General features: G+C 46.0%; 11 protein-coding genes. All 11 read left to right on the forward strand.

Translation table 11 applies throughout. From position 1 onward, the window contains the following. Window positions 1-8 precede the first annotated feature (8 nt). The 11 genes from VSQ61_RS09360 to VSQ61_RS09410 all read left to right on the forward strand — a co-directional run bounded on the left by VSQ61_RS09360 (window position 9) and on the right by VSQ61_RS09410 (window position 15,642). Window positions 9-1,010 carry an ABC transporter permease gene (locus VSQ61_RS09360; RefSeq protein ID WP_334344172.1) on the forward strand — a complete coding sequence of 334 codons (1,002 nt, stop codon included), beginning with the start codon at window positions 9-11 and terminating at the stop codon, window positions 1,008-1,010. Window positions 1,011-1,012: 2 nt separating this feature from the next. Beyond that, complete coding sequence (locus VSQ61_RS09365; RefSeq protein ID WP_334344173.1) at window positions 1,013-1,978, forward strand: ABC transporter permease; 966 nt, start codon at window positions 1,013-1,015, stop codon at window positions 1,976-1,978. 14 nt (window positions 1,979-1,992) lie between these two features. Next, on the forward strand, window positions 1,993-3,084 hold the full coding sequence (locus VSQ61_RS09370) for an aldose 1-epimerase family protein (RefSeq protein ID WP_334344174.1): 1,092 nt from the start codon (window positions 1,993-1,995) through the stop codon (window positions 3,082-3,084). 15 nt (window positions 3,085-3,099) lie between these two features. Further along, on the forward strand, window positions 3,100-4,242 hold the full coding sequence (locus tag VSQ61_RS09375; RefSeq protein WP_334344175.1) for a Gfo/Idh/MocA family protein: 1,143 nt from the start codon (window positions 3,100-3,102) through the stop codon (window positions 4,240-4,242). Window positions 4,243-4,260: 18 nt separating this feature from the next. After that, window positions 4,261-5,097, forward strand: coding sequence for a transketolase (locus VSQ61_RS09380; RefSeq protein ID WP_334344176.1), 837 nt, complete (start codon window positions 4,261-4,263; stop codon window positions 5,095-5,097). After that, window positions 5,085-6,053, forward strand: coding sequence for a transketolase family protein (locus VSQ61_RS09385; protein WP_334344177.1), 969 nt, complete (start codon window positions 5,085-5,087; stop codon window positions 6,051-6,053). The genes VSQ61_RS09380 and VSQ61_RS09385 overlap by 13 nt, the downstream gene beginning before the upstream one ends. A 14-nt stretch (window positions 6,054-6,067) precedes the next feature. Beyond that, window positions 6,068-7,282 (forward strand): mannitol dehydrogenase family protein, encoded by a 1,215-nt coding sequence (locus VSQ61_RS09390; protein ID WP_334344178.1) that lies wholly within the window; start codon window positions 6,068-6,070, stop codon window positions 7,280-7,282. 202 nt (window positions 7,283-7,484) lie between these two features. Next, window positions 7,485-8,570: a glutamine-hydrolyzing carbamoyl-phosphate synthase small subunit gene (gene carA / locus VSQ61_RS09395; RefSeq protein WP_334344179.1), complete on the forward strand. Its 1,086-nt coding sequence runs from the start codon at window positions 7,485-7,487 to the stop codon at window positions 8,568-8,570. Beyond that, window positions 8,570-11,764: a carbamoyl-phosphate synthase large subunit gene (gene carB / locus VSQ61_RS09400; protein WP_334344180.1), complete on the forward strand. Its 3,195-nt coding sequence runs from the start codon at window positions 8,570-8,572 to the stop codon at window positions 11,762-11,764. Before carA ends, carB begins: the two co-directional genes overlap by 1 nt. A gap of 113 nt (window positions 11,765-11,877) precedes the next feature. Next, on the forward strand, window positions 11,878-13,977 hold the full coding sequence (locus VSQ61_RS09405) for a carbohydrate-binding domain-containing protein (RefSeq protein ID WP_334344181.1): 2,100 nt from the start codon (window positions 11,878-11,880) through the stop codon (window positions 13,975-13,977). A gap of 333 nt (window positions 13,978-14,310) precedes the next feature. After that, a complete protein-coding gene (locus VSQ61_RS09410) occupies window positions 14,311-15,642 on the forward strand; it encodes a glycoside hydrolase family 3 protein (protein ID WP_334344182.1) in 1,332 nt (443 codons plus the stop codon). The last annotated feature ends 67 nt before the right edge of the window (window positions 15,643-15,709 follow it).

The raw sequence follows: 15,709 nt of genomic DNA on the forward strand, positions 1-15,709 counted from the left end.
GTACAGTCATGAAGAATAATAAAAAGAGTACCATGGCAAAACAGAGAATGTCGATGGCAGAAGTCTTAATGACGCCGGAAATAAGCATGTTGATTGTACTTATTGTGTTATGCGTTTATACAAATTCTGTCAATCAGGCATTCTTTGCAGTAAAAAATATTCAGATTATCTTACGTAATTGTGCTTTTATTGGTGCTTTGGCTGTTGGAGAGGCTTTTGCCTTGATGTGCGGAGAAATTGATTTATCTATTGGCTGTAACGCAACCCTTTGTTCACTGGTATTTGCACATGCTTCTATCATATTGGGATGGAGTCCCATTGCATCAATTTTAGCAGGGCTGTTTACAGGGATAGCGGTCGGACTTATAAATGCATTTATAACTTTGAAATTAGGTATGACTTCATGGATCACTACATTATCTACACAATATATCTGTAAAGGTCTGGGGACAATTATATCCAAGGGAGGAGCAATTGCTTCTTTAAAGGGAGGCTTTGTGACAATGAGTAAAGCTAGACCATTAGGTTTAAGCTGGATGTTGTTTATCGTTATAGGGATTATTTTCATTATGGGAATGTTCATGCAGTTTACTCCAATGGGTAGAAAAGTTCATGCTGTGGGAATCAGCCCAGAAGCCAGTAGGATTGCAGGACTGAAAGTCACATATATCAAAGGTCTATGTATGGTTTTTGCAGGCGGCATGGCGGCTGTTTGCGGAATTCTGCAAACGATCAGCAGCCTTTCGGGTTCTCCGGTAACCGGCATCGGAAATGAGTTCCCTGCAATTATATGCTGTGCAATTGGCGGTGTCAGCACAACAGGCGGAAAGGGAACTATGTGGGGCGTATTCATAGGACTTTTGATGTACCAGACATTGAAAAATTGTCTGCAAACTTTAGGACTAAATGGTAATTATCAGATGGTTGTTACTGGTATCGTTTTGCTGGTTGCAGTAGCCTTTGATTTGGTTAAAAAGAATTTCCGTTTTAAGAGAAAGAAGGTGGCATAAGCATGGAAAAGAAAAAATTTGGTTTGGAATTCTATTTGAAAAATAATTCTATGGCAGGGGTACTGATCCCCATGGCAGGGCTTATGGTGATTACACAAATTTTTAACCATAATTTTCTGACAGGAAATAATATTGCATCCATATTAAAATCAATTCCTTTTTTGGCATTGGCAACCCTTGGCGCAAGTTTTCCATTGCTGGTTGGAGAGATTGATATTTCTATAGGACGAATAGCAGGACTTTGCGGTATGATTTTTGCCTTATTCTATATTGTCAGGGGTCAGTCATTGACAGCCAGTGTATTTATTGCTGTTTTGACAGGGATGGCAGTAGGAGCAATGAACGCTTTTTTGGTAGTAGGAATTAAGATGAGCAGCTTTATTGCTACTATGGGAACGCTTTACATTTGTGGAGGACTGCGCTATCTGGTTAATGGGGGAACGGTGATCACTTTGCCTGCTGAAATGAGAGAATTTTCACAAGCAACCCCTTTGGGGGTATCTTGGTTTTTTTGGATTGTTATTTTGATTTACATGTTTATGGCATTTGTTCAGAAAAAAACAGTTTTTGGCCGCAGGCTTTATGCAGTTGGAAATAATGCTGGAGTAGCAGAGCTTCAGGGAGTAAACGTTAAAAGGATTAAGACGGTAGCATATTTGATTTCGGGTGCATTTGGAGCATTGGCAGGAATTATGGCAACCATTGATATCAATAGTGCACAGCCATCTACTGGAAGCAATTGGGAATTTAAAGCTGTGGCAGCCTGTGTAGTAGGCGGGGCCAGTCTGACAGGAGGTGTAGGAAATGCGATTGGTGTCGCTCTTGGCATTTTTGTTGTATTTGTTATCAACAACATTATTAATATGATAGGCATCTCAAATTATTGGGCAGATGTATTTACCGGATGCATTTTAGGCGGAGCGGTCATGCTTGATATTATCCGCCAGAAACAAAAGATTCATGAATAGGGCGGTGGAACAAAATGAAAGAATGGAAAGTGAATGTTGATAAAAAAGAACTGCTGCGACATCTGGGAAGCATTTCCCAAGTAGGCGGATTAAAGCGGTATGAGCTGACAGAAGGAAGGGCCAAAGGAGTGGAAGCGGTGGATGTGGTAACCGGAAGCGGTCTGGAATTCACAGTACTTCCGGGAAGGTGCATGGATCTGAATTGCACACGCTATAAAGGAATTCCCATATCCTGGCAGTCCAAAGCAGAGCTGACAAGTGGTGCTTATCTGGAACGGGAAGGGATGGAATGGCTGCGAAGCTTCTACGGCGGGATGCTGACTACCTGTGGATTTTCCAATGCAGGAGGTCCTTGCCAGGAGGAACGAAGAATTTTCGGCTTACAAAATTATGGCTTACATGGACGTCTGGCACATATTCCGGCTACACAAGTGTGCTGTAAAGAACACTGGATAGGTGAAGAATATGTGATGACTATAGAAGGACAGATGCGTCAGAGCGCCGTACATGGAGAAAATTTGGTTTTGCGCAGAACAATTACCGCAAAGCTGGGTAAAAAAAAGTTTTGGCTTCATGATGTAATTGAAAACGAAGGCCATACAGCCGAGGCTTTGCTGCTGCTGTATCATATGAATTTTGGCTATCCTCTTTTGAGTGAGAAGAGCCGACTGATAGTTAATTCTGGGGCTATACGAGGAGCAGATTCAATAGCAGAACAGGAAATGGGACTATATGGGCAATTTCATGAGCCAATGCATCTGCAAAATGAGCGCTGCTATTTTCATGAACTTAGGACAGACGAGGAAGGCAATACAAGGATTGCTTTGATAAATGAAGAATTGGAGTTAGGAGCTTCCTTGAAGTTCAACCGGGAGCAATTACCTTGCCTGACAGAATGGAAGATGTTGGCGGAAAGCGAGTATGTATTGGGATTGGAGCCAGGCAATGTAAATCCTATCGGGCGGGCTCAGGCAAAAGAGCAAAACAAACTTCAGTATTTAGAGCCAGGTGAAATTTATAAGACAGACATTGAACTGGAAATTTTGGATGGCCCAGAGGAACTGGCAGCAGCAGAAAATGAAATTGAACGATTGGGAGATCGATAAGGGGGTAAGGAAAGAATGGTAATGAGAACAAAAAAATTCGGCATCATTGGCTGCGGCCTTATGGGAAAAGAATTTGCAAGTGCTGCTTTACGCTGGTGCCATCTGAAGGATGAAATTACAAAACCGGAGATTGTTGCAGTATGTGATACCAATCCGGCAGCTTTTGAGTGGTTTGATAAGGCTGTTTCTGGGTTGAAATATCATTTTACGGATTATCATGAGCTGCTGACTTGTGAAGAAGTGGAAGCTGTGTATTGTGCAGTTCCCCATGTGATGCATCAACAGGTGTACAGCGATATCATTAACGCAGGAAAGCATCTTATGGGAGAGAAGCCCTTTGGTATGGATAAGGCACAAAATGATGCTATTCTGGAGGCTTTAAAAAATCATCCAGAGGTATTCTGCCGCTGCGCCAGTGAGTTTCCTTTTTTTCCGGCATGCCAGCGTGTGATTGCATGGGTGAAGGAAGGGAGACTGGGGCAGATCATTGAAGTCAAGGCAGGCTTTAACCATGCCAGTGACTTGAATCCCGATAAGCCTATTAACTGGAAGCGGAAAAATAGTGTGAATGGTATTTATGGTTGCATGGGTGATCTGGGGCTTCATACTCAGCATGTTCCATTTGCATTGGGATGGAAGCCAAAGAGTGTGTATGCTGTACTGAGTGACATCGTAAAAGAGAGGCCGGATGGCAAAGGAGGTACTTCTGTCTGTGATACCTGGGATAATGCAACCATGCTCTGCCGTGTTGAACATATGGAAGGCTATGAGTTCCCTATGACTCTGGAGACTAAGCGTATTGAGCCTGGGGCCACAGACCAGTGGTATTTGAAAATAAATGGGACAAAAGCTTCTGTTTACTTTACTTCCGAGGATCCGGATGCTTTTCACTATTTGTATGCAGAGGGGGCGATCCAGTCTTGGTGCCGTGTTCTGGTAGGATACCGCAGTATGATTCCCACGATTACAGGCGAAAATTTTGAGTTTGGATTTTCGGATGCTATTTTACAGATGTGGGCAGCATATATGGCAGAGCTGGAGGGCAGAGAACTGGATTTTGGCTGTGTAAAGCCACAGCACACCCATATGTCTCACGCTTTGATTACAGCGGCACTGGAATCGTATGAACAACAAAAAGCAATCGAGATTGCATATTAATGTGGCAGGAGAATAAGCATGGAGACATTAGAATTAAAGCAGAAAGCCAATGAAATCCGGCGCCTGATTTTAGAGATGGTTTACCAGGCAAAATCCGGCCATCTGGGAGGCTCACTGTCAGCAGCTGATATTTTTACTTGCCTTTATGGGCAGATCCTGCGCATAGATCCGCAGAATCCGAAATGGAAATTCAGGGATCGGTTTGTCTTATCCAAAGGGCATGCAACACCGGCCTATTATGCCTCTCTGGCAGAGTTTGGGTTTTTCCCGAAAGATGAATTGCGGACCTTTCGCCGTCTGGGATCCCGCCTGCAGGGGCATCCGGACTGCAAACATACGCCAGGTGTAGATATGAGCAGCGGTTCTCTTGGACAGGGCATTTCTACAGCCGTAGGTATGGCCTTTGCAGCAAAAATGCAGGGACTTCCTATTCGTGTTTATGTCATGCTCGGGGATGGGGAGATGGAGGAAGGTCAGGTATGGGAAGCTTTGATGTTTGCAGGCAACAGAAAATTAGATAATCTGGTGATTATCATTGACAATAATGATCTGCAATGTGACGGACATTTAGATGAGGTTAATTCACCGAACCCTATTGATGAAAAATTGCAGGCATTCCATTTTCAGGTGAAAACAGTAGATGGCCATAACATGAAGGAGCTTGTTGAAGCTTTTGGGGATGCAAAGAAATATTCAGGAGTTCCATTTGCTCTGATTGCAAAGACAGTGAAGGGGAAAGGCGTATCTTTCATGGAAGATCAGGCAGGCTGGCATGGAAAGGTGCCGGATACCGAACAGTTTAAGCAAGCCATGAGAGAATTGGAAAGGGCGGGTGAAGCTTTGTGCAGGAAGTAAAGAAAATTGCTACAAGAGAGAGCTTTGGTAATGCCTTGATTTCTCTGGCAGAGGAATTTCCCCAAATGATAGTTTTGGATTCGGATCTGACTACAGGAACAAAAACCTGTATGTTTCAGAAGGCTTACTCAGAACGCCATATCAACTGTGGAATTGCGGAAAGTAATATGATGGGCATGGCAGCAGGCATGTCTGTCATGGGATATATTCCGGTAGTAAGTACTTTTGCCATGTTTGCAGCAGGGCGCGCCTTTGAACAGATACGTAATTCTATCGGCTATCCTCATTTGAATGTGAAAATTTGTGCCACGCATGGAGGAATTTCTGTAGGAGAAGACGGAGCCACTCATCAGTGCAACGAGGATATGGCATTAATGCGTGCGATTCCGGGTATGGTGGTTCTGAATCCCAGCGATGATGCTGAGGCAAAGGCGGCATTGAAGGCAGCACTTATCTATGAAGGCCCGGTTTACATCCGGTTTGGAAGGCTCGAAGTAGATATGATCCATGAAGAAGGCGAGCCGTTTACCATTGGTAAAGGCCGGATCGAACGAGATGGAACTGATATAACGATCTTTGCCACAGGCATTTGTGTACAGGAAAGCTTAAAGGCGGCTGAAATGCTGATGGAAAGCAGTATAGATGCTCAGGTGGTAAATCTGGCAAGTATCAAGCCGCTGGACAGGGAATTGATCTTTCAGGCAGCATCAAAGACCGGAAAGGCAATTACAGTTGAAGAACATACAGTGTTGGGCGGAATGGGCAGTGCTGTCTGTGAAGTGCTGGCAGGGAGGTATCCGATACCGGTTAAAATGGTTGGGATTCCGGATATATTCGGAGAATCCGGGGATGCGAAAAAACTTTTACACATACATAGATTGGATGCTTTTGGAATTGCAGCAGAGACAGAAGCATTTTTGAGGGAAACAGCAGACTTGACGCTGCAAAATATTTGAAAGAAGGGGAAAGAATGAAAGCGGTCATGTATGGCGCTGGCAATATTGGGCGCGGTTTTATTGGAATGCTGTTTTCGGCATCCGGCTGCGAAGTGATTTTTGTGGATGTAGCAGAGAAGGTAGTAAAGGAGCTTCAGGAAAAGAAACAATATCCTTTGCGCTATGTTGCCAGTCAGGGGCATCAGGATATGATGATAAAGCCGGTGACTGCCATAAACGGAAATGATATGGAAATGACTGCCAATGCGATTGCGGAATGTGATATTATGGCTACAGCTGTAGGCCCGCGAATTTTAAAATTAATTGCACCTAATTTGGCGGCGGGTATTCGCAGGCGTATGCAAACAAGCAGTAAAAATTTGAATATTATCATTTGCGAGAATTTAATGGATGCGGATCGTGTTCTGGAAAGAATGGTGAAAGCAGAGTTAACAAAAGAAGAGATTGAATGGTTTGATGGACATGTAGGACTGGTGGAGGCATCTATTGGTCGTATGGTTCCGATACAGACAGAGGAAATGAAGGATGGGGACCCTTTACGTGTCTGTGTGGAGTCTTATGGTTTTTTGCCGGTAGATGGGGCAGCATTTAAGGGAGAAGTACCGGATATTAAAAATATGATTCCTTTTGAGCCTTTTGACTTCTTCATTAAGCGTAAGCTTTATGTTCACAATATGGGACATGCTGTCTGTGCGTATTTGGGAGATGTTTTGGAATTGGAGTATATTTACCAGTCTATTGACCGGGATGAGATTTATATTATTGTAAAAAATGCTATGGAAGAAAGTGCTGCTGCACTTTCTTCCGAATATGGTGTACCACTGGAAAACATTATGAAGCACATTATGGATTTACTTTACCGGTTTGCCAACACAGCATTGAAGGATACCTGCAGGCGGGTGGGAAGAGATCCGGAACGTAAATTGTCACCGAAGGATCGTCTGATTGGAGCTGCCTGTCTGGCCATGGATCAGAACGTAGTTCCGGCTTACATTGCTATCGGAGTAGCGGCAGGTGTGCGGCGTTATATTGATGAAACGGCCAGTATGCAACAAAATATTGTATGTGCAGAGGACGTATTGAGAAATGTTTCTGAATTGGAAATCGGCAGCAGATTGAGTAAATTGATTTTAGATATGTATCAGATGATGCTGGAAGGAAGAGGCTTAGGAGAACTTCGCAGAGCAGCAGATGGAATAAAGGCTGCCTGTTCAGAAAATGTGGTTTAATCATAACTTTTCATGATTTGCACCCATCCCAAAATGTAAACGAAAAAGCGATCCGCAACATTGACAGACGAAGGGCAATGTGTTATATTCTAAAATTGATGAGCAAAGGCGTTCATTCATATAGAACTTTGGTTCTGATATGAATCCTCCTTTGCTCTTTTTTATTGCATAAAAACGATTCAGAAAAGATTTGGAGGGGACTATGAAGAACAGGAACCGTAAAATTGTGTTAGAGGATGGCAGTGCATTTTCCGGATTAGGCTTTGGAGCTTTGACAGATCAGGTATGTGAGCTGGTATTCAACACATCCATGGCAGGTTATCAGGAGATTGTGTCAGATCCCTCCTATACAGACCAGGCTGTAGTGATGACCTATCCTTTGATTGGAAACTATGGTGTTACAGATGAAGATTATGAGTGCAAAACTCCAAGTATCGGCGGACTGATTGTCCATGATTACAATGATGCACCCTCCAATTTTCGATATACAAAGACACTTTGCGAATATTTGGAGGAAAATGGGATCCCCGGAATCTCCGGAATTGACACCCGGCAGATAACTCGCCGCATCCGTGACAAAGGAAACCAGAGAGTGCTTTTTACAGCCAGTGACATGCCCGTAAAAAAGGCACTGGAGATCATTCATGGAACCCCGGTTCCCCATGACGGAGTTTCCAGAGTCAGCTGTAAAAAACGCTGGTATTCCCGAACGGCAAATCCCCGGTTCCACGTAGTCGCCATTGACTGCGGCGTGAAGCTGAACATTATTCGGAGCCTGAATCGGTTCGGATGTAACGTAACGGTAGTTCCCTACAATACCTCGGCAGAGGAAATACGCTTTATGAAGCCGGACGGAATCTTTCTGTCCAATGGGCCGGGGGATCCGACAGATGTGGATCCAGTTATAGAGACAATCAAAAGCCTCATAGGGGAATATCCGATTTTTGGAATCTGCCTGGGCCATCAAATCATTTCCCTGGCATATGGTGCCGAGACATATAAATTGAAATTCGGCCACCGGGGCGGCAACCATCCGGTGATGAATCTGGAAAACGGAAAGATTGAGATTACCTCTCAAAACCACAGCTATGCAGTAAAGGAGAGCAGCATTGAAGGAACGGGTCTTATTGTAACCCACAGGAACCTTCTGGATCAGACGGTGGAAGGGCTATCCTGTGAGAAGGATCGGATATTCAGTGTACAGTATCACCCGGAAAGCGCCCCTGGACCTCAGGACAGCAGCTATTTATTCGGAACATTTGTGAAATATATGAAGGAGGCTCGGTGATGCCTAAGAGAGAAGACTTGAAAAAAATATTAGTGATTGGGTCCGGTCCCATTGTGATTGGGCAGGCGGCAGAATTTGATTATGCCGGAACTCAGGCATGTCTGGCGCTGAAGGAGGAGGGCTATGAGGTGATTTTAGCCAACTCCAATCCGGCGACGATTATGACAGACACCTCTGTGGCTGACAAGGTTTATATGGAGCCGTTAACCTTGGAATATCTGGCACGCATCTGCCGCTTTGAGCGTCCGGACGCCATTGTTCCGGGAATCGGAGGGCAGACAGGGCTGAACCTTGCTGTGCAGCTGGCGAAAAAGGGAGTACTGGAGGAGTGCGAGATAGAGCTTCTGGGAACAGATGTGAAAAGCATTGAATGTGCAGAGGACAGGGAGCTGTTTAAGGAGCTGTGTCTGAATATTGGAGAACCGGTGGTTCCCTCCCGGATTACATACAGCATAGAGGAGGCACTGGAAGCGGCCAATGAGATTGGCTATCCGGTGATCCTGCGTCCGGCCTTTACTTTGGGGGGAACCGGGGGCGGATTTGCCCATACGAAAGAAGAGCTTGAGGAGATGATGAAGAATGCCCTGGCCCTCTCCCCGGTGCATCAGGTGTTGATTGAAAAGAGCATCAAGGGTTATAAAGAGATTGAATATGAAGTGATCCGAGATGCCAATGACACAGCAATCACTGTCTGCAATATGGAAAATCTGGATCCGGTGGGCATTCACACCGGGGATTCCATTGTGACGGCGCCCAGCCAGACCCTGACCAACAGGGAATATCATATGCTTCGGGACAGCGCTCTGAAAATCATCCGGGCTTTACAGGTAAAAGGAGGCTGCAACGTACAGTTTGCACTGGATCCCCATTCCTTCCAGTACTATGTGATAGAGGTAAATCCCCGTGTATCCCGGTCCTCCGCCCTGGCTTCCAAAGCCAGCGGATATCCCATTGCCCGGGTTTCTGCGAAAATTGCGGTGGGCATGGATCTTCACGAGATTCAGCTTGCCAACACGCCGGCCTGCTTTGAGCCGTCTTTGGATTATGTTGTAACCAAGATGCCCCGTTTTCCCTTTGACAAATTTCCGGCGGCAATGAATACTCTGTCTACCCAGATGAAGGCCACCGGAGAGGTGATGAGTGTAGGGAGGACCTTTGAGGAAAGCCTGCTGAAAGCAATCCGCTCTCTGGAGGAAGGAAAAAATCATATTCATATGGAGAAGTTTGATTCCAAACACATGTCTGTGGATGAACTGTTAGAATATATTAAGGAAGGAACGGATGACCGGATCTACGCCATTTCCCAGTTAATGTGGATGGGAGTAGATTATGCTCAGATCTGCAATATTACCCAGATTGACATGTTCTATCTGGATAAGATTAAGAAAATTGTAGATTTTGAGAAGGAGATGGAGGAAAATCCGGGCTCTCTTAAACTGCTTGAGGCGGCAAAAAGCATGGGCTTTTCCGACGCCTATGTGGCAGAGCTCTGGAATATGCAGGAGGAGGAGATCTATCAGAAGCGCTGTGAAATGGAGCTGTTCCCTGTCTACAAAATGATTGACACCTGTGCCAGTGAGTTTGACAGCTATGTCCCCTATTTTTATTCTACTTATGCGGAGGAAAATGAGTCTGTAGTGACGAAACACAGGAAGATCATTGTGCTGGGATCCGGGCCGATCCGAATCGGTCAGGGCGTGGAGTTTGATTATTCAACTGTTCATGCTGTAAGGACAATCCGGCAGATGGGCTATGAAGCTATTGTAATCAACAACAATCCGGAGACAGTTTCCACCGATTATACAACTGCGGATAAGCTGTATTTTGAGCCATTGACTGCCGAGGATGTGATGAATATTGTTCATCTGGAAAAGCCGGAAGGGGTCATTGTAACCTTGGGAGGACAGACGGCGGTGAATCTGGCAGAGCCCTTGGCAAGGAGGGGTGTGAGGATTATCGGAACCGACTGTCCGGCAATCGAGAAGGCGGAGAACCGGGATGCCTTTGACACGGTGATCAAGTCTTTAGGAATCCCAAATCCTCAGGGGCGCGCAGTGACAGACATAGAGAGCGGCATCCGGGCAGCGAAGGAGATTGGCTATCCGGTACTGGCTCGTCCCAGCTTTGTTCTGGGAGGCAGGGCCATGGAAATCGCAGCCAATGAGGAAATGCTTCGCTATTATCTGAAAAATGCAGTGGAAACGGACAAGGACAGGCCGGTATTGATTGATCGGTATCTGGTGGGAAAAGAGATTGAGGTGGATGCCATATGTGATGGAAAACAGGTATTTCTTCCCGGAATCATGGAACTGGTAGAGCGTACAGGTGTCCATTCCGGTGACAGTACCAGTGTGTATCCGCCGTTTTCCATATCCTGGAAGGTAAAGGCGCTGGCAGCAGATTATACCACAAGGCTGGGGCTTGCCATTGGCATTGTGGGACTGTTCAATATCCAGTTTATTGTGGATAAGGAGGAACGGGTTTATGTGATAGAGGTGAATCCCCGGGCTTCCAGAAGTGTCCCCTTCCTGTCCAAGTCTACAGGCTTCAATCTGGTAGATATAGCCACCAGAGTGATGTTGGGCCAGAGCCTTCAGGAGCAGGGAATAGAACAGATGATTCCAAAGGAACGCAAATGGTGGTACGTGAAAGCGCCGGCGTTTTCTTTCGAGAAGCTCACAGGCATGGACACCTATTTGTCCCCGGAAATGAAGTCTACCGGTGAGGCTATCGGCTATGACAGAAGGTTGAACCGGGCATTGTATAAGGCGCTCCAGGCTTCCGGCATAAAGATGAAGGATTACGGCACGGTGGTGGTGACGCTGGCGGATGAGGATAAGGAGGAAGCTCTGCCGCTGGTAAGGCGGTTTTATAATCTGGGATTCAATATTGAAGCTACAGTGGGAACGGCTGCATTTCTAAAAGATCAGGGGATTCGTACAAGAGTCAGGGGAAAGCTCAGCGATGGCAGTGATGAAATTCTGGAATCCATCAAAGCCGGGTATGTCAGCTATATCATTAATACCAGATCCATTTTCTCTGGGGTACATTATGAGGATGGCGTGGCAATACGCAGGTGTGCGGTGCAAAATGGGGTGACGACTTTTACTTCGCTGGATACAGTGCGGATTGTTTTGGATGTATTGGAGGAAGCGATACCAAGGATTTCTGTAATTAATGGGGAGGCTTCGTAGTATTTAAAGAAAGTTTCATATGCTTTTCACAAAAAAATCATATTTTTTTGCTATCCTTCAAAGAAAAGGAAACAAGAAAGACAGCTTTCTTAAAAATAGATCGGGAGAATAGGATGTTTCAGAGAGGGAGTAAGCAAAATATTTTCTTTTTTGTGGGATTTACCCTTATGCTGTCTGTTGCTGCGGTTTGGGGAATCTGGCAGGGGAGCTCTAAGATAGAGAGCGCTGCGGCTTTTGGAATGGAAGGAGCTAAAGATGGCCAGACGCAGATTTTGTTGCAGCAGGATGGAAGCCGTGTTCAGGGCAGCGGCGCAGAGCTCTTTGGAAACAGGATTGAGATTACCAGTGGAGGAATCTACAGGATAGCAGGAACCCTTAAGGAGGGGCAGATTCATGTGGCAGCAGGGGAGGCGGAAACAGTGACCCTGGTGCTTGCAGACGTGGAGGTGACAAATGCTTCCGAAGCGGCTGTCAAGATAGAGAGCACGGGACAGACAGAGCTTTTACTGGAAGAAGGGACAAAAAATCGGATTCAAAGCGGAGAGGTTCAGGATATTACGCCAGAAGAGGATGGGGCATCAGAGCCCTCTGGAAGCAAGGGAGCTATTTATGCAGACGGTGATCTGAATATTCAGGGGACCGGAAGTCTGACAGTTTCAGGGTATATCAATAATGGTATTCATACCACGGGAAATCTGGTAATTGACGGTGGGACGATTCAGGTGGAGGCAGTGAACCATGGAATCAAGGGGAAGGCTTCCGTGACTGTTCGGGACGGAGACCTTACTATTCTTGCCGGAAATGACGGAATCAAATCGGATAATGATACCAGTGAAGAATATGGTTGGATTTCTCTGGAAGGAGGGATTATTCAGATTGAGAGTCAGGGAGATGCTGTACAGGCGGAGACAGCCTTGGAGGTAACGGGCGGAACCTATCAGGTGGTTACAGGCGGAGGAAGTGAAAATGCCTCGGAAACGCTAAAGAAGGAGGAGAATCCACCAGGATTTGCAGGCGGAGAAATGCCGGAATTTAGTGAAGAGCCGCTGGAGTTCGGCGGGGAGTCACCAAGGCTTGGCAAAGAAGCGCCGGAGTTTGGAAAAGAGACGCCGGAATTCGAAGAAGGAGCTTCACTGGATATGGAAAGTGACTCTCATAGATTTGAGCAGAGACCAGGCTGGCAGGGAGAACAGCCGGATAAGGGGGACAACAATACAACTCCTGGAGGTGAGCCATTTAATCAAGAAGGCGGAAAGCGATTCCAGGAGGGAATAAAACCAGACGGTCAGGCAGAAGAGGAAGAGGATCAATCTGTAAGTACAAAGGGCTTTAAATGCAAAACCCAGATGAATATTTCAGGCGGAAGCTTTTCGGCAGATACTCAGGATGATGCTTTTCATTCAGACGGGAGCATCCGGATTACAGGCGGAAATTTTGTGATTGCATCCGGCGATGATGGAATTCATGCCAATCAGGAGCTTACCATAGAGGGCGATTCCATTCAGATTGATAAAAGTTATGAGGGCCTGGAGGCCAATCAGATCCTGATTCGGGACGGAGAGCTTACAGTCCGGTCCTCTGATGACGGAATAAATGCCAATGGAGGAAGCTCCGGCCTCAGAATGATTGAATCCGATACAACCACAGAAGAAATGCCCAATCTGCATATAACAGGCGGAAAGCTTGCCATCAATGCAGGCGGCGACGGTCTGGATTCCAACGGAAATATTTTGGTGGAGGGCGGCGAGATTGTGGTAGACGGCCCTGTGGACTCGGGAAACGGAGCGATTGATTCCGGAAGCGAAAATGGCGGAACCTGCCAGATTAGCGGCGGAACCGTTCTGGCAATTGGCAGCTCCGGCATGGCGGAAACCTTTGATGAAGCATCCGCACAGTATTCTTTCTGCCACAGTTTTTCGGAGTCCTTTGAGGCAGGAGAGGAATTTCGGATTGCTGACAGCGAGGGAACGCTTCTGTACAGTCATAGTGCGGCCAAATCGGGTAATTCCGTTGTCTTTAGCTGCCCGGAGCTTGCGGAGGGAGAGACTTATACTTTGTATGCAGGAGAGCAGAGCGTTCAGATTCAATTGGATAGTATCTCTACGCTTTCCGGACAGCAAGGTAATTTTCATGGAGGTCCGGGCGGAAGATCCGGTATGCCCCCGGAGAATCCAGGAGAAAGAGAGCAGAGAGTAGAGAAAAATAAAGAGTAAAAAAGCCGCAGTCTTCTGAAATATAGAAAAATCAAGAAGATTGCGGCTCTTTTTGCCTGCTGATATCGAAAGTAATCTAAAGTCACAAGCTCAAATTCCCATGTACCAAGCTTAAGTGCGGCGGCAGCCTCAATGGTATGAATTCCGTTCCGGAACTCCATGCGCTCAATCAAAGAATTTGATTGTAGAAATAGTTTTTAAATGTTACAATGATTCAATATAAATTATGCAACAGAATTTTTCTGAAAAGACAACAGAATTCTTTTGGCGCAAGGAACAAGAGAAAATTACGGAAACAGGCTTTAAAGATGTGTAAAATAAGGTTTAAGGAAAATGAAAAGACGTAGAAAAAAGAGATATAAGAGAAAACGGAGACTGTATTGGAAGCTGCTCATAGGACTGACGCTTATCCTGTTGGCAGGTATCAGTGTATTTGCATGGAGGTATTCATTGACAAGGACAGAGCCGCAAGAGGACGGGAAAGAGAGCCAACCGGCGGATGAGGAAAATGCAGGAACGGAGACAGGAGCGTCGAAGCCACAGGAATCCGAACAGGGGCATGAGCCTTTAAAATCACAGGAACCTGAGCCTCCGGAGTCCACAGAAGAAGAGCTTTTAGAGCAGGAAATAGAAACATTTCTTAATAAAATGACCTTAGAGCAGAAAATCTGCCAGATGTTCATTATCACACCGGAGCAGTTGACAGGAGCGTCGCCCGTTACCGCAGCCGGGGAGACGACGAAAAGCAGGCTGGAGGAGTACCCGGTGGGCGGACTTATTTATTTTGCCCAGAATTTGGTGTCAGAGGATCAGACAAAAGAAATGTTGGCAAATACCATGGAGTTTGCAGAAGAAACAGAGAATCTGCCTATATTTCTCTGTGTTGATGAAGAGGGCGGCCGTGTGGCCCGTGTGGGGAAAAATCCGGTTTTTCAAGTAGAGCATATCCGGCCCATGGGGCAGATAACGGATGAAGAGGAAGCGTATCAGGCAGGGATGGTCATAGGAGGTTATCTGCGGGAACTGGGCTTCAATGTAGATTTTGCGCCAGATGCGGATGTGATAACGAATGAAAAAAATACGGTTATAGGAGATCGCTCCTTTGGAAGCGATCCGCAGACAGTAACACGTCTGGCAACCGCCGTGTCCAATGGCTTGCATGCGCAGGGGATTTTGAGCACCTTTAAGCATTTTCCCGGCCACGGGGCAACGGAAGCAGATACCCATCAGGGATATGCCTATGCGAAAAGAACCTATGAAGAATTAATGGCTGCCGAACTGGTTCCCTTTGCTGCGGCAAATGAGAACGATGTGGATATGGTTATGGCAGCCCATATTTCCCTGCCGGATCTGCTTGGAGACGATACCCCATGCTCCCTCTCTTATAAGATGATAACGGAGATTCTGCGAGAGGACTTGGGATATGAGGGTCTGGTGATTACGGATGCCCTGAATATGGGGGCAGTCGCTGAGAATTACGGATCGGATGAAGCGGCGGTAAAGGCTGTGGAGGCGGGCGTGGATCTCCTGCTTATGCCAAAGGATTTTCTTTCGGCCTATGAGGGAATGCAAAGGGCTGTTGCAGATGGGAGGATATCTGAGGAGCGTATCAATGAGTCTGTGGGCAGAATTTTGCGTAAAAAGCTTGAATCTGTAGCAAAATAACCAAAAATCCACCTATAGTTATCAGTTAAATGTAACAAAAAAGGAAAAACAAGAAAAATTTGTTAGA

The organism is Candidatus Merdisoma sp. JLR.KK006 (assembly GCF_036941035.1).
Lineage (GTDB): Bacteria > Bacillota > Clostridia > Lachnospirales > Lachnospiraceae > Laedolimicola.

Coding starts and splice junctions, on each gene's coding strand:
- VSQ61_RS09360 (WP_334344172.1), top strand. CDS start 9: ATGAAGAATAATAAAAAGAGTACCATGGCAAAACAGAGAATGTCGATG.
- VSQ61_RS09365 (WP_334344173.1), top strand. CDS start 1,013: ATGGAAAAGAAAAAATTTGGTTTGGAATTCTATTTGAAAAATAATTCT.
- VSQ61_RS09370 (WP_334344174.1), top strand. CDS start 1,993: ATGAAAGAATGGAAAGTGAATGTTGATAAAAAAGAACTGCTGCGACAT.
- VSQ61_RS09375 (WP_334344175.1), top strand. CDS start 3,100: ATGGTAATGAGAACAAAAAAATTCGGCATCATTGGCTGCGGCCTTATG.
- VSQ61_RS09380 (WP_334344176.1), top strand. CDS start 4,261: ATGGAGACATTAGAATTAAAGCAGAAAGCCAATGAAATCCGGCGCCTG.
- VSQ61_RS09390 (WP_334344178.1), top strand. CDS start 6,068: ATGAAAGCGGTCATGTATGGCGCTGGCAATATTGGGCGCGGTTTTATT.
- carA (WP_334344179.1), top strand. CDS start 7,485: ATGAAGAACAGGAACCGTAAAATTGTGTTAGAGGATGGCAGTGCATTT.
- carB (WP_334344180.1), top strand. CDS start 8,570: ATGCCTAAGAGAGAAGACTTGAAAAAAATATTAGTGATTGGGTCCGGT.
- VSQ61_RS09405 (WP_334344181.1), top strand. CDS start 11,878: ATGTTTCAGAGAGGGAGTAAGCAAAATATTTTCTTTTTTGTGGGATTT.
- VSQ61_RS09410 (WP_334344182.1), top strand. CDS start 14,311: ATGAAAAGACGTAGAAAAAAGAGATATAAGAGAAAACGGAGACTGTAT.